Annotated in this window: 16 protein-coding genes; 10 read left to right on the top strand and 6 right to left on the bottom strand. The window is 68.0% G+C overall.

The features are described from left to right. The first annotated feature begins 13 nt into the window (after positions 1–13). From ACQPW1_RS45750 to ACQPW1_RS45740, 3 genes are all read left to right on the top strand, one after another. Positions 14–760, top strand: coding sequence for an ABC transporter permease (locus ACQPW1_RS45750; RefSeq protein ID WP_433659969.1), 747 nt, complete (start codon positions 14–16; stop codon positions 758–760). A gap of 58 nt (positions 761–818) precedes the next feature. After that, positions 819–1,616: an ABC transporter permease gene (locus tag ACQPW1_RS45745; RefSeq protein WP_433659967.1), complete on the top strand. Its 798-nt coding sequence runs from the start codon at positions 819–821 to the stop codon at positions 1,614–1,616. A 101-nt stretch (positions 1,617–1,717) separates the two neighbouring features. Then, positions 1,718–2,890, top strand: a complete 1,173-nt coding sequence (locus tag ACQPW1_RS45740) for an ABC transporter substrate-binding protein (protein ID WP_433659965.1) — start codon at positions 1,718–1,720, stop codon at positions 2,888–2,890. Here the strand turns inward: ACQPW1_RS45740 and ACQPW1_RS45735 are convergent. Together ACQPW1_RS45735 and ACQPW1_RS45730 are read right to left on the bottom strand one after the other, a co-directional pair. Beyond that, entirely contained in the window at positions 2,887–3,918 is a 1,032-nt protein-coding gene (locus ACQPW1_RS45735; protein WP_433659963.1) for an XdhC family protein, read from the bottom strand. The two genes, ACQPW1_RS45740 and ACQPW1_RS45735, sit on opposite strands and share 4 nt — an antisense overlap. 13 nt (positions 3,919–3,931) lie before the next feature. Next, positions 3,932–4,531 (bottom strand): nucleotidyltransferase family protein, encoded by a 600-nt coding sequence (locus ACQPW1_RS45730; protein WP_433659962.1) that lies wholly within the window; start codon positions 4,529–4,531, stop codon positions 3,932–3,934. A gap of 150 nt (positions 4,532–4,681) precedes the next feature. Between ACQPW1_RS45730 and uraD the strand changes: the two genes are divergently transcribed. The 4 genes from uraD to ACQPW1_RS45710 are packed head-to-tail and all read left to right on the top strand — an operon-like array spanning position 4,682 to position 7,761. Then, positions 4,682–5,185, top strand: coding sequence for a 2-oxo-4-hydroxy-4-carboxy-5-ureidoimidazoline decarboxylase (gene uraD / locus ACQPW1_RS45725; RefSeq protein WP_433659960.1), 504 nt, complete (start codon positions 4,682–4,684; stop codon positions 5,183–5,185). Next, positions 5,182–5,499: a hydroxyisourate hydrolase gene (gene uraH, locus ACQPW1_RS45720; RefSeq protein WP_433659958.1), complete on the top strand. Its 318-nt coding sequence runs from the start codon at positions 5,182–5,184 to the stop codon at positions 5,497–5,499. Before uraD ends, uraH begins: the two co-directional genes overlap by 4 nt. 7 nt (positions 5,500–5,506) lie before the next feature. After that, positions 5,507–6,412, top strand: coding sequence for a factor-independent urate hydroxylase (gene pucL / locus ACQPW1_RS45715; RefSeq protein ID WP_433659956.1), 906 nt, complete (start codon positions 5,507–5,509; stop codon positions 6,410–6,412). Next, entirely contained in the window at positions 6,400–7,761 is a 1,362-nt protein-coding gene (locus ACQPW1_RS45710; protein ID WP_433659955.1) for an 8-oxoguanine deaminase, read from the top strand. The genes pucL and ACQPW1_RS45710 overlap by 13 nt, the downstream gene beginning before the upstream one ends. A gap of 48 nt (positions 7,762–7,809) precedes the next feature. Here ACQPW1_RS45710 and ACQPW1_RS45705 read toward each other — a convergent pair whose 3' ends face one another. Further along, positions 7,810–8,193 carry a hypothetical protein gene (locus ACQPW1_RS45705; RefSeq protein WP_433659953.1) on the bottom strand — a complete coding sequence of 128 codons (384 nt, stop codon included), beginning with the start codon at positions 8,191–8,193 and terminating at the stop codon, positions 7,810–7,812. A gap of 238 nt (positions 8,194–8,431) precedes the next feature. Here ACQPW1_RS45705 and ACQPW1_RS45700 point away from each other — a divergent pair, with 238 nt between their 5' ends. Beyond that, positions 8,432–11,317, top strand: coding sequence for a tetratricopeptide repeat protein (locus tag ACQPW1_RS45700; protein ID WP_433659951.1), 2,886 nt, complete (start codon positions 8,432–8,434; stop codon positions 11,315–11,317). A gap of 1 nt (position 11,318) precedes the next feature. Here the strand turns inward: ACQPW1_RS45700 and ACQPW1_RS45695 are convergent, their stop codons facing one another. Genes ACQPW1_RS45695 through ACQPW1_RS45685 form a run of 3 tightly spaced genes read right to left on the bottom strand, consistent with a single transcriptional unit; the run spans position 11,319 to position 13,229 of the window. Further along, the gene (locus ACQPW1_RS45695; protein WP_433659949.1) at positions 11,319–12,287 is read right to left on the bottom strand and encodes a M20/M25/M40 family metallo-hydrolase; all 969 of its coding nucleotides are present in this window, start codon (positions 12,285–12,287) and stop codon (positions 11,319–11,321) included. 14 nt (positions 12,288–12,301) lie between these two features. After that, positions 12,302–12,550 carry a hypothetical protein gene (locus ACQPW1_RS45690; protein WP_433659948.1) on the bottom strand — a complete coding sequence of 83 codons (249 nt, stop codon included), beginning with the start codon at positions 12,548–12,550 and terminating at the stop codon, positions 12,302–12,304. Then, a complete protein-coding gene (locus ACQPW1_RS45685; RefSeq protein ID WP_433659947.1) occupies positions 12,543–13,229 on the bottom strand; it encodes a 2OG-Fe dioxygenase family protein in 687 nt (228 codons plus the stop codon). Before ACQPW1_RS45685 ends, ACQPW1_RS45690 begins: the two co-directional genes overlap by 8 nt. A gap of 615 nt (positions 13,230–13,844) precedes the next feature. Here ACQPW1_RS45685 and ACQPW1_RS45680 point away from each other — a divergent pair. Then, positions 13,845–14,702 (top strand): FAD binding domain-containing protein, encoded by an 858-nt coding sequence (locus ACQPW1_RS45680; RefSeq protein WP_433659945.1) that lies wholly within the window; start codon positions 13,845–13,847, stop codon positions 14,700–14,702. Then, positions 14,699–17,809 (top strand): molybdopterin-dependent oxidoreductase, encoded by a 3,111-nt coding sequence (locus ACQPW1_RS45675; RefSeq protein WP_433659943.1) that lies wholly within the window; start codon positions 14,699–14,701, stop codon positions 17,807–17,809. The genes ACQPW1_RS45680 and ACQPW1_RS45675 overlap by 4 nt, the downstream gene beginning before the upstream one ends. The last annotated feature ends 48 nt before the right edge of the window (positions 17,810–17,857 follow it).

Below are 17,857 nucleotides of genomic sequence, written 5' to 3'. Positions count from 1 at the left end.
AGGGAGGCCAGGCATGAAGCGCATCGGCGGATTGCTCGGCGTCGCCGGGCTGATCGCAGTGTGGTGGCTGCTCGCCGCGCTCGGTGTCGCGGGCGGCACCGTGCCCAGCCCGTGGACGGTGCTGCACACCATGTACACCGACGGGTGGGGGCTCTACGGGCCGAACTTCCGGATCACCGCGCTCGGCGCGCTGAAGGGATTCGTGTGGGGCAACGGGATGGCCATCGCGCTGGCGATTCTCATCATGCTGATCCCGCAGATCGAATCGCTGGCCACGCAGCTGGCGATTCTGAGTTACTGCACGCCGTTGCTCGCGCTCGGACCGATCATCCTGGTCGTGTTCGGCGGGCGCACCCCGACGGTGTTCCTGGCCGCGATGTACTGCTTCTTCACCACCATGGTCGGCACCGTCACCGGGTTGCGCTCCGCCGATAGAACAAGTCTCGATCTGGTACGGGCCTACGGCGGCGGGCGCTGGCAGCAGCTGTACCGGGTGCAGTTGATCTCGGCCTTGCCGAATACGTTCGCGGCGTTGAAGATCGCGGCGCCCTCGGCGGTGCTCGGCGCGATCATCGGCGAGTACCTCGGCGGCGTCGACAGCGGCATCGGTGTCGCGCTGACCGCCGCGCAGACGGCCTACAACGTGCCGCGCACCTGGGGCATGGCGCTGGCCGCCGCCGCGCTGGCCGGTCTCGGCTACGCGGTGGTCGCATTGGGCGCGCGCGTCGTCGCGCCGTGGACCACCCAGGAGGCGCGATGACCACGCGGACGAAACAGCTTGGCGCGCAAGGCTTCGCCTGCGGTGCGGAGGAGGGGCGATGAAGGTTGTCTTGCGGATCGGGAAGTTCCTGTTCCCGTTGTTCACCTCGCTGCTGCTGATGCTGCTCATCTGGTACGTCTTCTTGAAGGCGTTTCCGCAGGTTGGGCCCCGGGTGGGCAAGTCGCCGGAAGACATCTGGCGCTACCTGGTGACCTCGCGCGGCGCGAGTGCCGCGCGCGCGGTGATCATCGACGATTTGCAGATCACGTTGCGGGACGCGGCAATCGGCTTCGTGCTCGGCATGGTGGCCGCGTTGGTGGTGGCCGCGCTGTTCGTGTCGTTCGCCGCGGTGGAGCAGACCTTCCTGCCGGTGGCGATGCTGCTGCGCTCGGTGCCGCTGGTGGTGCTGGCCCCGATCATCGTGCTGGTGTTCGGTCGCGGGCTCGGCGGCGTCACGGTGCTGGCCGCGATCGTGGTGTTCTTCCCGGCGCTGGTGATGATCATGGCGGGGTTGCGCAACGCGCCACGGGAGGCGCTGGACCTGGTCGCCGCGTATGGCGGGTCCAAATGGACCGGATTGCGGATGGTCGCGGTGCCCGCCGCGCTGCCCTCGGTGTTCGCGGCGGCGCGGATCTCGGTGCCCGGCGCGCTGATCGGTGCGCTGCTCGGCGAATGGCTGGGCAGCGGAACGGGGCTGGGCGCCAGCCTGATTCGGGCCATCCCGACGTTCCAGTACAACCAGCTGTGGTCGTCGATCGTCATCGTCACGATCGTGTCGGTCCTGCTCTACGCGATCGTCGGCGTGATCGAGAACCTGGTGCTGGCCCGCTTCGGGGCCGATGCCGGGCGATCCTGAGCCCGGTGTCCAGGCTCGGAAAACCGGGCGAAATTCGAGCAAATCAATGCTCGGAACGTCAAAGTAAAGAAAATGAAACGCAACCGACCTAGATTCGGCGCATGACAACAGAGTTTGATTTCGCGGCGTTCCCGGGGCCCTACGTGGTTACGCAGGCTGCCGCCTCCGGGCCCGTCGTGAACGCCGCGGGGCAACGCTCTTCGTTCGGGCCTTCACTGAACCGACGGTCTCTCCTTCGCTACTCCGCGCTGGCCGGCGCCGCACTCGGCGGCGCTGGCCTGCTCGCCGCCTGCGGCGACGACGCCTCCGACTCGTCGGGCGGTTCCACCGCGGACGGCTCCAAATACGGCACCGTCGCGGTGCAGCTGTCCTGGCTGAAGAACATCGAATTCGCCGGCGAGTACTTCGCCGACAGTAAGGGCTACTTCAAGGAAGCCGGTTTCGGCTCGGTCAACCTCATCGCCGGCGGCGCGGCGAGCACCTCGGTGGAGGCCGGGCTGGACACCGGCAAGATCTGGCTCGGCCTGTCCGCCCCGCAGACCACCGCCAAGGCGGTGCTGGAGGGCCTGCCCGGCAAGATCATCGGCACTACCTACCAGAAGAACCCCTTCGCGATCGTCAGCTCGGCCGCCAAGCCGATCAAGACGCCCGAGGACATGAAGGGCAGGAAGATCGGTGTGCAGGACACCAACCAGCTGATCTTCAAGGCCCTGCTCACCGCCAACGGCATCAAGCCCAACGAGGTCACCATCGTGCCCGCGCAGTTCGATCCGTCCCCGCTGGCCAACGGCGAGGTCGACGGCTGGGTCAGCTACGTGACCAACGAGCCGATCACCTTGACGGCCAAGGGATTCGCCAACACGCACTTCCTGTTCGCCGACTACAACCTGCCGCTGGTGGCCGAGACGCTCACCGTCAAGCAGGCCACCATCGACAAGGAGCGCGACAAGCTGAAGGCGTTCCTGGTCGCCGAGATCAAGGGCTGGAAGGACGCGGTGGCCAATCCGGCCGAATCCGCGCGGCTCGCGGTCGAGGTGTACGGCAAGGATCAGAAGCTCGACCTGGCCGAGCAGACGTTGGAGGCGAAGGCGCAGAACGATCTGGTCACCTCTGCGGACGCGACCGCCAACGGGCTGCTGACGATGACCGACAAACTGATCGAGCAGAACATCACCGCGTTGCGGGCCGCCGATCTCGATATCAAGGCCGACGAGCTGTTCGACCTGTCGGTGCTGCGTGAGGTGTATGCGGAGAACCCGGGGCTGAAGGCTTAGTTACTCAGCCCGACAACGGTTTTCAGCGGAGCCTGGGTGTTGTTGTGGAGCGAGTGCCGCCCGGACTGTTCGGTCTTGGCGGCAATCAGCTCGGCGGCGATCGCGACGGCCATCTCGGTGGCGGTGCGCGCGCCCAGGTCGAGTCCGGCGGGCGAATGCAGGCGGGCGAGCGTAGCTTCGGAGAAGCCGCCCGCCCGTAGGTCTTCCATGCGCTGGGTGTGCACGGTGCGCGCACCCATGGCGCCGAGGTAGCCGAGCTCGGGTAGTCGAAGCGCGACGGTGAGCAGCGGGATCTCGAACTTCGGGTCGTGCGAGGCGACGACAATGCCGGTGCTGCTGTCGATTTCGCCCGCCGCGGACAGCGTGTTCAGGTACCGGTGCGGCCAGTCGACGACCACCTCGGCGCCGGGGAACTTCTCCGGTTTCGCGAAGTTCTCCCGGGAGTCGCAGATGGTGACGCGGTAGCCGAGCAGCCTGGCCTGCACGGTCAGCGCCGCGGCAAAAGAGTTGGCGCCGAAGATGATCAGCCGCGGCGGCGGGGCGAACGACGCGACGAACACATCCGAATCCGGCAGCGCGAGCAGGTCGGTGCTGTGCTTCTTGTCGGTGACCAGGTGCTGGCCGATCAGGTCCGCGTCGGAGTTCCACACGACGGTGAACACGGTGATCCGCCGGTGCGCCGCTATCTCCGCGGCGACGAGGGGAAACTCGGGAAAGTGCCTGCGCGAGAACGGTTCGGTGAACACATCCATCGTGCCGTCGCGGTCCGCGACACCCTCCACACCGGTTGCCACACCGTAGCGGTGCATCGCACGGCGGCCCGTGCGCGCGGCCTGCAGGACGGCCTCGTAGGCGATCTCCTCGAGTCCGCCGTCGGTGACCGCGCCGTAGACGCCGCCGTCCGGATCGACCAGCATCGCCGAGCCGATCGGCAAGGACGCGGAGCCCATGGTGCGCACGATCGTGGCCAGCCCGCCGGTACGCCCGGAATGCCAAACCCGCAGTAGGTCATCGACGATGTCCCGCATCAGCTCGCTCCGATCAGCGTGCGGACGAGGCCGGGTAATCACGATCGACGCCCGTCGCCAAATCGTCGCACGTGACGCACACCATATCTGTCTTGCGTGACAAATAGTTGCGCGCGCCCGAATCTCCTACGGCCTCCTGACATATCGAGGTCCAGTGCTTGTGGGCGAGCACAACGGGGTGCCCAGGTGTGTTGTGGAACACAGCTCGGGCGAGACCGCTGGACGCGGCGAACGCGGCGGCGGTGACCCGGGCGACCACATCGGCGCCGACGTCGGGGGTATCCACCGGCATGATCGCGGCGTAGCGCGCGGGGGTGCGCGCGGCGGCGATCAGCCCGGCCCGGACGGACGCGCCGAGCCCGGTGGCCCAGTCCGCTGCCCATACGTGTTGGACGCCGGCGGGAAGGTCGAGGAGGGCCGGATCGGGGCCGGTGGCGCCGAGCACCACGATCACCGGATCGCACCCGCCGTCGCGCAGCGCGGCCACCGCGCCGCGCAGCCAGGCGCCGCCCTCGGCCAGGGCTTTGGGCCGTCCGTAGCGTGTTCCGGCACCCGCGGCGAGCACGATGCCCGCGCAGGCGGGCGGGACGGCCGGGCGATCGGGTACAGCCATGGTTACGACGGTAGTCCGGAACCGCTGCGCGCGCGTGCCGGAAGAATGCTGCTCGTGGACCTGCCGGGCCGCTTTCGTTGCGGCGACACGCCGAGGGTGATCCATCTCTTTCGGGTGGCGGCCGGGCGGGTCGTATTCGATGCTGTACCGATGACAGACGACGAGGCGGGCCTCGCCGGGTTCGACGCGCTGCCCGGCAGCGCGGCTACCGAGGCATTGCTCGCGTGTTGCTCTTCGCCCGAATGGGCGCGGGCCCTCGTCGCGGGGCGGCCGTATCCGACCGTCGACGCGCTGCTCGAGGCGGCCGACACCGTGCTGGCCGGGCTGTCCGAGGCCGAGATTGATCAGGCGCTCGCCGGGCATCCCCGGATCGGCGAGCGACCGGACACGGCGGCCTCGGCCCGTGAGCAAGCCGGGGTCGCCACGGCCGCGGACGCGGTACGGTCGGCGCTCGCGGACGGGAACCGGGCCTACGAGGCGCGGTTCGGCCACATCTACCTGGTCTGCGCGAGCGGCAGATCGGGCAGCGAGCTGCTCGCGATCCTCGAAGCACGACTGGACAACGATGCCGAGACCGAAAGGCGGGTCATGCGAACAGAACTGGCGAAGATCAATCGAATCCGGTTGCGCGCGTTGCTGGCGGCGGCCCGATGAGTTCGCTGAGCACGCACGTGCTGGACGCGGTGCGTGGCGCGCCCGCGCGGGAGGTCGCGGTGACGCTGTATCGCGGTGCCGAGCAGCTGGATTCGGGGACGACCGATGCGGACGGCCGGATCGGCGCGCTGGGCGGCGATCTCGCGGCGGGCACCTATCGGCTGGTGTTCGACACCGGCGGCTACTTCGCCGGACAGCAGGTCGACACCTTCTATCCCGAGGTCTCCGTGGCTTTCGCGGTCACCGAGGAGCGGCACTATCACGTCCCGTTGTTGTTGTCGCCGTTTGCCTTTTCCACCTATCGAGGGAGCTGAACCGAGCATGGAACTGACCGGGCCGATCGTGCTGTCCGACCATCGATACGGCAAGGCCGAGAACCGGATCGTCCGGATCTGGCGGCAGACCGCGCGCCACGAGATCCGCGACGTGAACGTGTCCACCGTGCTGCGTGGCGATTTCGCCGACGCCTATGTCGCCGGTGATCAGCGCAAGGTGCTACCCACCGATACGCAGAAGCAGACGGCCTACGTCTACGCGAAACAGCCTGGGCTACAGACGATCGAGGACTACGCGCTGGCGCTGGCCGGTCATTTCGTCGACGATGTCGAGCCGGTGACCAGCGCGCGGATCGAGATCGACGAGTATGCCTGGCAACGGGTTTCGGTCGACGGCCGCGAACACGACCACACCTGGGTCCGGCAAGGCCCCGAGGTGCGCACCGCGGCGGTCACCGTAGCTGGCAAGGGCGCCGACCGGCAGGCCTGGGTGATCGGCGGGGTGAAGGACCTGACCATTCTGAAGTCGACCGGTTCGGAGTTCGCCGACTTCCTGACCGACGAATTCACCGTGCTCGCACCGACGCACGACCGGATGCTGGCCACCTCGCTCGTTGTGGAATGGCGTTTCGCGGGCACCACCGACATCGCCTGGGACGAGGTGTACGCGGGCATCCGGGCGCGGTTGGTCGAGACGTTCGCGACGCAGCACTCGAAGGCGTTGCAGCAGACGCTTTTCGAGATGGGCAAGGCCGCGCTGGAGGCATACCCGGTGCTCGCCGAGATCCGGCTGGCCGCGCCGAACAAGCACCACTTCGACTATGACCTGGCACGCTTCGGCATCGAGAACAACGGCGAGGTGTACAACGCCGCCGACCGCCCGTACGGCCTGATCCACGCGACCGTGCAGCGGGCCGACGCACCGGAGGCAGGGCCCGCATGGACGCAGTGACGATCATCGAGGGTTGTGCCGTCGCGACCGTAGATGCTGTCGGTACCGAATACCGCAACGGCTATGTGGTGTTGCGCGGCAGCAGGATCGAAGCCGTCGGCGCGGGCGAGACACCCACCGCCGATGGCCCGGTGCAGCGGATCGACGGTCGTGGCTGTCTGCTGACTCCCGGCCTGGTGAACACGCACCACCACCTCTATCAGTGGATCACCCGTGGTCTCGCCGCGGACAACACGTTGTTCGAGTGGCTCACCACGCTCTATCCGATCTGGGCGGGCATCGACGAAGAAGCGGTGCGGATTGCGGCGACCGGCGGCCTTGCCTCGCTGGCCCGGACGGGCTGCACCACCACGACGGACCATCACTACGTGTTCCCGCGCGAGGGCGGCGACCTGCTCGGCGCCGAGATCGCCGCGGCGGCTGAGGTGGGCTTGCGCTTCCACCCGTGCCGCGGCTCGATGGATCTGGGTGCCAGTTCGGGCGGACTACCACCCGACCACGTCATCCAGACGCTGGACGAGATCCTTACCGATAGTGCGGCAGCCATTGCCCGCCACCATGATTCGTCGTTCGACTCGATGCTGCGCATCGCCCTGGCGCCGTGCTCGCCGTTCTCGGTGACGCCGGAGCTGCTGCGGGAATCTGCCGTGGTGGCGCGCGAGTCAGGGGTGCGGCTGCATACCCATGTCGCCGAGACCATCGACGAACAGGACTATTGCGCAGAAACATTCGGCTGCACGCCCGCGCAGTACATGGAGCAGCTCGGCTGGGTCGGCTCCGACGTCTGGTGGGCGCACGCGATCCACCTGGACGACTCCGCGATCGAGACGATGGCGAAAACCGGTACCGGAGTGGCACATTGCCCCACCTCGAATGCACGGATCGGCGCGGGTATCGCGCGCACCGCGGACCTGGTGCGCGCCGGTGTGCCGGTCGGCCTCGGGGTGGACGGTGCGGCGAGCAACGAGTCCAGCTCGATGATCGAGGAACCGCGCAATGCCCTCTTCTTCGCGCGGAACAAGGGCGGTCCACGCGCGATGACCGTGCGAACGTCGTTGGCGCTGGCCACGATCGGCGGCGCGCGGGTACTCGGGCGCGCCGCCGAGATCGGCTCGATCGAACCGGGCAAGCTGGCCGACCTGGCGCTGTGGCGGCTGGACACCCCGGCGCACGCGGGCATCGACGATCCGGTGACCGCGCTGGTGCTCGGATCGGCGCCGCCCCTCGCGGCACTGATCGTGAACGGGCGCGAGGTCGTTCGTGACGGTCGGCTGCGCACCGTCGACGAGGAGACCGTCGGGGCGCAGGTGGCCCGGGCGCAGGCGGCATTGGTTGCCAAGGCCGGATAGGTGGAGCACGTTGTGCTCGAAAAGCGCACCCGGCCAACAAGATCAGGCTTACGCGGCGAAGCAGGACGCGCCGTGCATCAACGCCCAGGCGGATCTCAATCGCTCGTCGGTCGATTCGCAGGACGCGTCCGGCTCGGCTGATTCAGGTGCGCGCAAAGCCAGCAGGCTCATGATGTCGTGCAGCGTGAGGCCCAGTTCGATCGCGTGCAGCTGGGCGATCTCCTGATTCAGTCCGGCCGGGTGCAGGTGGTCGAGCAGGATCATCTCGGCGAGCACCATGCCGGTCAGCGCCTGGTTCTTGGTCAGCCGCCGGTTGGTCGGCAAGTACGACAGCACCCATTTCCCCCGGTCTTCCTCGGGAAGATCGACCCGGAACGCCGCCTCGTGCGCAACGTCGCTCGTGATCAGCCAGTCGGTGGCTTTGATCGCCATCGTGGGACCCCCTTTCATCCACTGCGACTTGTCACATTGTTCAGGTGACACCTTTCATGGTGTCAGTTCTGCCGGGCGCGGCGCGATCCCAGCGGACGCAACGTTTTATCGGGTTCGCCCATTTACTTGACCTGGGAAAACAGCACTGCTACCAAGGGATTAATCACAATCAGCGTCTCGATTCTCCGGCTCCGGCGCGCACCAACGCCGGACACATCGCGCGCGGGAGGGTGGCGGGATGGATCGATCCGGCCGAACCGACCGCTGGCGTCCCGGTGGCAATCTGACCGCCGAGCAACGGCGGCGGCTGCGTGATCGGCTGGCCGACTTGGGATTAACCGAGTTACAGCTGCTCGAGCCGCTGGCGGCGGAGTTGCGGCAGCGCGGCTACCGGCCGCGGGCGGCCTGGCGCTACGCCAACGGACTGACCCAGGCCGCGGTCGCCGAGCGCTACAACGAGGTGACCGACAGCGCGCGGGCGGCGATGAAGGCCAGCCGGATCTCCGAATACGAGGCGTGGCCCTTCGCCAGGGAAGGCGCGGACCCGGACGACGAGCACCATCGGCCGAGCGGTGCCCGGCCGACCATTCGAGTGCTGAAAAACCTTGCCGCCATTTACGGTACGGTCTGGGACCAGCTGGTCGACGTCGCGGATCTGGCGTACATGCCGCACAGCGAGCGGATGGAATATCACGAGGCGGTGGCCAGGCGATCCATCGGCCGGCAGCCGGTACGGGCCGGTCGGGATCTACCCGCGGAGGTGCCGCACTTCACCGGCCGGGAAGGTCCGAAAGCGCAACTGCGCGCGCGGGTTACCGCGCACCTGCGCAGCGGGACGGTGGCCGTGCACGTCATCGTCGGGCTCACCGGGATCGGCAAGACCGCGTTGGCCAGGTACGCGGTCGCGGTCTTCGGCAAGCACTACCCGGACGGCACCATCTGGATCGACCTGCACGGCTACACCCTTGGGCGTGAGCCACGCGAACCGGTTGATGTGCTCGAGCAACTGCTCCTGCAGATCGGTGTGCCCCGCGAGACCATCGACACCGACCTGGCCGGGCGGGCCGATCGCTGGCGCACCGCGACTCGGCAGCGCCGGATGCTGATCGTATTCGACAACGCGCTCGACAGCGCCCAGGTGAAACACCTACTGCCGCAAGCTCCCGGCTGCTTCGTGCTGATCACCAGCCGCAGCAAGCTCACCGGCCTGGCCGAGGCGTCACCGCTGCGCCTGGACGTGATGGAGTGGGACGAAGCGGAGGAACTGCTCGTCAAGCTGGGCAATCTGCGGTCCGGCTACGACCGGGGTGCGGTGCGCCAGATCCTGCAGACCGCGGGTCGGCTGCCATTGGCCATCCGGCTGATCGGCGGTCAGATCGCGCATCACGGCGAGGCCATGCTGGCCGACAGCGCGGCCGATATCGCGCAGCTGACGGAGCGGATCAAGCGCGCACCCGCCGACCGCACGAACGGCTCGGCGGCCGAACACCTGCTGGATCGGTTCGCGGCCGAGGACGAATCACTGCGGGCCGCGTTCGAGATGTCGTATCAGCGGTTGCCGGATGCCGGGCAGCAGCGCGCCGTCCGGCTGCTCGGCTGGTTCCCCGGACCGGAGATCACCGCCGAGGCGATGGCGACGATGGCCGCGGTACCGCTGCGTGACGGGAAAATGTTGGTGCGCAGGCTATTCGAAGCAGGCTTTCTCGATCCCTCACCCGGCGGTCCCGGCGGTCCGCGCTATCGGATGCACGACCTGACCCGATTGTGTGCGCGCCTGCACGCCGAGCGGGAGGACTCGCCGGTGGAATACGCGGCGGTGATCGATCGTCTCGTCGACGACAGCCTGGCGGTGGCCCGCCGCGCCAACACCCACCAGCTCTTCGATCCCGCAGGCAGCGAACATCTTTCGAATCCATCGGCGGACGCGGCACGGGCGCGGGCCTGGTTGACCAGAGAGCGCGAGATGTTGGTCGGCTGCTTGCGGGATGCCGAACCCACCCCGGCAGCAGTGGAATTGGCCACCAGACTGGGCTCGCATCTGTCGGGTACCGGCCATTGGTCGGTGGCATTGCGCCTCTACGCAAGGGCATTGGATATCGCCACCCAAATCGGCGACCGGCGGGCGCAGGCCTGGGTGCTGGTCGGCAAAGGCCGGGTCGATCGGTTGATCGGACAGCACGAACAGGCGTGCACCGGCTTCCGGCTGGCCCGCAAGATCGCCGTCGGGTTGCGTGATCAGCAATGTCACGCGGCCGTGCTGTGTGAGCTGGGCCAGACGGCACGAGTCACCGGAGATCACAGCGCGGCACGACGCTACTTCAGCGAAGCCCTCGGTATCGCAAGGGATATCGACGATCGGCCGACCGAATGCGATGCCCTGGACGGGCTTGCCCATGTCGAACGCGCCTCGTCCGAATACCGGTCCGCCTGGAACTGTTCGGCGCAGGCCCTAGCCATCGCGGAGGCAATCGACGATCCGGTGCGGATCGCCAGCGCGCAGTGGGGATTCGCGGAAGTGATCCGGCGGCTGGGTGATCCCGAGGGTGCCGAGCGCCGGTACGCCGAGGCGCTGGACATCGCCAGGGGCCTCAATCATCAGAAGTTGGAGGGCGATGCCCTGCGCGGACTCGGGCACATCGAACGGCTGGTCGGCGATCACGACACCGCGCGGCGCAACTTCGATGACGCACTCGGGATCGCCCGCCGCATTCACGACCGGTACGGCGAAGGCTGGACCCTGTGGGGGCTCGGCAATCTCGCGCGTAAAGCGGGGGACTACGTCGAAGCGCGCGACATGTTCCAGCGGGCCTACGACATCGCGGTCGAGATCAACGATCCGCTCGGGCAGGTCGACGCGCTGCGCGGGCTCGGGCATATCGACCGCCAGTTCGGTCGATTCGACGACGCGCGCCGGTACTACATCGAGTCGATGGCGGTAGCGAATCGGATCTGCGATCCGCTGGGGCAGGCGGACGGGCTGCGCAGCCTGGCGGGCGTCGAGACGGCAACAGGCTCCCCAGCGCAGGGGGAGGCGCTACTCGCGCAGGCGCTCGCGCTGTACAACGGCATCGGTTCGCAGCTGTCGGCCCACGTACGGGCCGAATTGCGCACCCGCGGACGGTGATTCACCCGCAGCGGCGGGCCGCCAGTAGCGCGAGAGTGTCTGCGCAGGCGCGCATTTCGCTGATCAGGACGTGGTGTTCGGTGTCAGGTGTATCGCCACGCGGCCCGAACAGGCAGCATTCGATGCCTGCTCGGCTCAGGTGGGTGGTGTCGTTGCCGCAGTAGGAGTAGGGCAGTGCCAGCCCGGTCTCCTCGACCTGGAAGTCCGACACCTGGGGCAGCAATTCGGCGATGTCGCGAACCACCGCGCAGTCGGCGGGCATGTCCATCGGCGGCATATCGGTGCCGCCGACCCGGAACTGCGGATCGACCGGATGCTCCATGGTGATCTGCGCTTCCGGGAAGGCGTCCCGGGCCCGGTCCAACAGCGAGTCGATGGCCTTGCTGACATGCTGCGGCTCGTATGGCGGCGGATAGCGCAGATCGACGAGTGCGGTGGCCTTGTCCGAGCAGTAGCTCACCCCCGACAGGTCATGACCTTCGCCGCGTCCCGCGATCAGACTGGCCACCTGAAGCCTCGGCAGTGGCGGGAATTCGTCGTTGTGCAGGCCGAGGTCGGCGGTGTCGAGCAGGTCGAGCACCCGGCGCAGGATCGCTACCGCGTCGACCCCCTCGTGGTGCCTGCTGGTGTGCGCGGTGGTGCCGCGCACGACGATGGCGAACTTGTGCACTCCCGCGGTGCGGGTGATCACCCTGCGCACCGAATACGGTTCGGGGACAACGGCGGCGTCCGCGGTGAGGCCGCTGCGTAAGGCGTGGCGAGTCCCGACGCCGCCTTGTAACTCGCCGACCACGAACTCCAATAGCAGCGGCCGCTCGAGTCCGATGCCGCTGCGGCGCAACGCTATCGCCGCGCCGAGGATTGCCGCGAGACCGCTCTTCATGTTGTGCAGGCCCGCCCCGTACAACCGGTCGCCGTCGCGGCGGACGGCGAACGGCTCGCCGGGGAAGTCCCGGCCGAGCGGATCCATGTCGAGGTGGCCGTTCAGCAGCAGCGCCGGGGTGCCGTGCTCCGGGCCGAGGCGCGCGATCGTCTGCAGTCGGCCCGGCTGTACCTCTTGGTGGTAGGCATGGATGTCGTTGCGGCGAGGGTGTTCCGGACGTGGAAGGCCAGCGGCGTCTCCTGTCCGGTGAAGGAGGGTACCGCGGTGAGCCCGGCAGCAAGCTGCACCAGCTCGTCGTCGGGCAGCAGCCGGGGCAGCTGGTCGACGAAGGTCGTCGTGGAACTATTCACGCTCTCTGAATCCGATCAGCAGGACATCGCGTAACCCGGCGCCCGCGTCGGGATCGGTCACCGTGATTGTCGTCGTGTAATGCAGTACCCGCTCGTCGTCGAACACGTAGGAGTCGAGTGGGTTCGCCAGGACGAAGCCGCACAGCTCCCGTTCCGGGTCGTAGCGATCGTAGAGGGCGGACCTGCCGCCGGTGACGTTGGTCCGCTGGATCAGGTGCGCGGAGCCCGCGATGAGGCCGTCGCGATGCTTGCCCTCCGGCGCGGGGTGGCCCGGCGCGATGAGCCGCATGTAGTGGGCGTCCACGAGGCAGTGCGGCGTGGTGGCCGCGGACAGCACGCCGTTGGCGGCGAGCAGCCGGGCGACGGCGGTGGCGATCTGCTTGGTCGGCTCGGTCGCGGGATGGTCCGGCGGGATCAGCTTGAAGGTGCGTTCGATATCGCCCGCCACCGCGTTGACCTGCTTCGACTGCACGTAGGGCGGTGGCGGGTCGATGGCGGTGAGTGCGTCGGGACCGTCCTCGGCCAAGCGGGCCGTGTCCAGGACAAAGCATTGGTACGCCCGCCGCCGGTACTGCTCGCCACCGGGCAACCAGTGATCCAGCTCGGTGTGGTCCCGGAACGTGCGACGGAGGACATGCAGGTCGCGGTCGGTGAGGGGGAAGTCGTCGGCCGTCATCATCCAGGAGGACGGTGTGTCCTCGGAGCGGGGCGCTGGCAACTCGTGGTCGGCTGTCGCCGCCCGCTGGTTGGCGTTTATCGGTGGCCCTTCCGCGTCGGGACATGGGCCGCCGACAGCGGGGCCGTCGGTGGCACACATCAGTAAGGGATGGCCCGCGTATGCGTGGGAAATGTCACACAGGGCGGGCCGCGATGGACATTAATCCGGCAGCCGCCCGGTTGTCGAGTGTGTGACGTGCTCGATCTCGCGTGTCGAGAGCGCGTCGTGGACCGGGGGCTCGGCGTGTTGCGCGAAGGGCGCGTTCGCGTCCTGTCGCCGCGCTGGTTTCAGTGCTTGCGCGGGAGAGCCGCAGAAAATAGACCGGCAGGTATTGAATCAGCATTGGGCCAGTTCAGGGGCTATGCGGGATACTGGAACAGAGCCGCCTCTGACTGGATGGAGTCGGACAGGACGGACGTCGAGTGTCGCGGGGCGCGCGGGCGATCCGAGGGAGTGGAGTAGGCCGGTCGGACGCCGGCCAGGTAACGGCCGCGCAATCTGGGGCGGAAGTTGTGCAACATCGCGGCAACTCCCCGCTCCTAGGGTGGCCGCAAATGCAGCGGAGTGAGGTGAGACGTGGACCTGGACACGATCCGGGAGGTGGTGTCGGCGCGGGAGCGGGCGGACCTCGGCGCAGTCGGCGGTTCGTGCGCGGTGCTCGCGGGCGGGACCTTTCTCTTCTCCGAGCCGCAGAACCATCTGGACCGGTTGGTCGACATCACCGCGCTCGGCTGGCCCGCATTGGCCGTGGTGCCGGACGGGCTGGAGATCGCGGCTACCTGCACGCTGGCGGAATTTGCGGGTTCGGTGCCTGGGCGTGAGCTCGGTGCGGCGGTGTTGCGTGAAGAGTGGCCGGGGACAAGGTTGTTCGCGCAGGGGTGCCGGGCATTGCTTGCGTCGCACAAGATCTGGCGTACCGCGACGGTGGGCGGAAACGTCTGTTTGTCGCTGCCCGCTGGTGGGGTGCTCGCTTCGCTGGTTGCCCTCGATGGGGTCGCGCTGGTGTGGGGGCCGGATGGCGTGGATCGTCGGATTCCGTTGCGAGAGTTCGTGCTCGGGCCGGGGGCCAATGTGTTGTTGCCCGGTGAGGTGGTGCGGTCGATCACTGTGCCGACGTCGAGTCTGCTGGCGCACACCAGTTTCCGGAAGGTGGCGCTCGCGCCGCTCGGTCGGTCGGGATCTGTGGTGATGGGGCGGCGCGATCCGGATGGTCGGTGCGTGGTCACCATTAGCGGTGCCACCGGCAGGCCCGTCGTGCTGGATTTCGCTGCGGCGCCGAGTGATGCAGAGATCGATGCGGAGGTCGCCGGGATCGATCCGTCGCTATGGTTCGACGACCCGCACGGTGCACCCGACTGGCGTCGACACGTCACCGGCGTCCTCGCTCGCGAGGTGGCCGCTGAGCTACGCGCCCCTGATGAGGTGCGACTATGAAGTTCGAAGTCGACGGCCGACCAGTCGAAGCCGAACCGCGACCAGGTCAATGCCTGCGCACCTTGCTTCGCGAGCAAGGCACCCTGTCTGTCAAAAAAGGTTGTGACACAGGAGATTGCGGAGCCTGCTCGGTACAGGTCGACGGAATGACCGTGCACTCCTGCCTGATTCCGGCCCACCGCGCTGCCGATCGCGCGATCACTACTGCGGCCGGGTTGGGCACCGCCGATGAACCGCACCCGGTGCAGCGCCGATTCGTCGAGAATGCCGCCTTCCAATGTGGTTTCTGTACAGCGGGAATGGTGGTGACCGCCGCAGGCCTCGGCTGCGGTACCTCCGCGAATGGATCGGCGGCTGCCTCATACAGCGATGCTGCCGACAACTCACACCTGCCAGGTGAAGAGGCGGAGACGGTCGTGACTGCCGCTGGCCCAGGTTGCGGTACCGCTGCGGATGGATCAGCGGCGGCGTCACGCGGCGACGCTGCCCGTTGCACGGACCTGCGGGGCGAGTCGTCAGGTTCTGATGCCGCCACGGTGCCGGTCGACGGTGCCGTGCCAGATGGTGCTCTCTCGTCGGCCGCCGCGGTGCCGAGTTCGTTCGCTACGGCTGATCGCTCCGACGCCGAGTTGGCGGAGCTGATGAAGGGAAACCTGTGCCGCTGCACGGGTTATCGATCGATCGCCGAGGCGCTGACCGGTGGGCGAGCTGACGCCGCTGACCAGAGTGGGGTGGTATCCGCCGGAACGCGCTCGGGCAGTGGCGGTTCGGACAGTGCGGTCGCCGGGCGAGCCGGTAGTGGCGTCGGCGCACCCGCTGGGCCGCGGATCGTGCGCGGGATGGAGCCGTTCACCTTCGATATCCGGCCCGGCGCAGGCACAGCGCGGACGGGCCCGATAGACGCGAGTTCGCCTGGAGAGCTGGAGGTTTCGCCGCCCACCGCACCGCTGCACATCGCGGTACTGCCGAGTCCACACGCGCATGCGCGCATCGTGTCCATCGATACATCGGCTGCCGAGGCGCTGCCCGGCGTGCACGCGGTGCTCACCTACGCGGACGCGCCCGAGGTGGCGTTTTCCACCGCACGGCACGAGTTGCGAGCCGATGATCCGGACGACACCTATGTGCTCGATCGGACAATGCGTTTCGTCGGGCAGCGGGTCGCCGCGGTGGTCGCGGAAAGTTCGGCCGCCGCGCGAGCAGGGTGCCGCGCGTTGCGGGTCGAGTACGAGGTGTTGCCCGCGGTGTTCGATCCGGCCGCGGCGCTGGCCCCGGACGCACCGAAACTACATGGGGAGAAACCGGATTCGGCGCGAATCGCGGACGCCGAGCGCAACCTGATCGCCGAGGTGCACGGCGAGGTCGGCGATGTGGCGACCGGTCTGGCCGCGGCGGCGAAAGTGGTACACGGCGTGTGGCATTCGCCGCGCGGACAGCATGTGCACCTGGAGACCCATGGCGGAATCGGCTGGCTCGACGCGGACGACAGGCTGGTCATTCGGTGCAGCACGCAGGTGCCGTTCCTGGTGCGGGACGAGCTGTGTCAGGTGTTCGGGCTGCGGCGCGAGCAGGTGCGGGTGTTCGCCACCCGGGTCGGTGGCGGGTTCGGCGCCAAGCAGGAGATGCTGGCCGAGGATCTGATCGCGTTGGCGGTGCTGCGGACCGGGCGGCCGGTGCAGTACGAATTCACGCGGGCCGACGAATTCGCCTCCGCCACTTGCCGTCATCCGATGCGGGTCGAGGTGACCGCGGGCGCCGACGCGGACGGCGTGCTGACCGCGCTGGTGGTCGACGTGCTCGCCGATGCGGGCGCGTACGGCAATCACAGTGTCGGCGTGATGTTCCACGGCGTCGGGGAATCGGTGGGCGTCTACCGCTGCGCCAACAAGCGGGTGGACGCGCAGGCCGTGTACACCAACAACATTCCCTCCGGCGCGTTCCGCGGCTACGGCCTGGGGCAGGTCATCTTCGGAATCGAGTCGGCGCTGGACGATCTCGCGCGCGAGCTCGGCATCGACCCGTTCGAATTCCGGCGACGCAATGTGGTGGTGCCCGGCGACGAGTTCGTCGGCGCCGAAGTGGACGAGAGCGACCTGACGTTCGGCAGCTACGGCCTCGACCAGTGCATCGACCTGGTCGAACGAGCGCTCTTGCGGGGCAACGGAGTACCGGCCCCAGGGCCGGAATGGCGGGTCGGCACGGGTATGGCGGTGGCGATGATCGCGACCATCCCGCCGCGCGGACACGCGGCGGACGCCACGATCACCCTCCTGCCCGACGGCCGGTACGAGCTCCGCGTCGGCACCGCGGAATTCGGCAACGGCACCACCACCGTGCACGCCCAGCTCGTGGCCTCCGCATTGGAAACCGATGCCGCGCGCATCGTGGTCCGGCAATCCGACACCGACCTGATCGGACACGACACCGGCGCGTTCGGCTCCACCGGAATCGTGGTGGCGGGCAAGGCAACCTACGCGGCGGCGCTCGAATTACGCAGACTGCTGCTGGCCAGAGCGGCGAAGCTGGCGGGGTTACCCGAGCGCGATTGCGTGCTGGAATCCGACGGAGTCCGTTGCGGCGACCAGATATTCGGTGTCACCGAACTGCTGGCCGACGGCGAGCTGACCGCGCACGGGGAGCACTCGGGCACCCCTAGATCGGTGAGCTTCAATGTGCACGCCTTCCGCGTCGCCGTGCACCCGGACACCGGCTCGCTGCGCATCCTCCAATCGATCCAAGCCGCCGACGCTGGGACCGTGCTCAATCCGGTGCAGTGCCGCGGTCAGGTGGAGGGCGGCGTCGCGCAGGCCATCGGCACGGCGCTCTACGAGGACATGCGCAGCGAACTCGGCGTCGTCACCACCCAGTCGCTGCGGCATTACCACATTCCGCAGTTCGCCGACGTCCCGCGCACCGAGGTGTACTTCGCCGACACCGCCGACGAGTTCGGCCCGCTCGGCGCCAAGTCGATGAGTGAATCCCCGTACAACCCGGTCGCCCCCGCCTTGGCGAACGCGATACGGGATGCTGTCGGGGTGCGGCCGGATCGGCTGCCGATGACCGCCGATCGGATCTGGCGGTCCATGCAGGAAGGAGACCAGCGGTGACCGAGCGTCGTGAGCCTCAGGACCGGAGGAGGCAGCTTGCGTAACCAC

Source organism: Nocardia sp. CA-128927 (assembly GCF_050955855.1).
GTDB lineage: Bacteria > Actinomycetota > Actinomycetes > Mycobacteriales > Mycobacteriaceae > Nocardia.
This window is presented reverse-complemented; position numbering and strand designations above follow the sequence as displayed.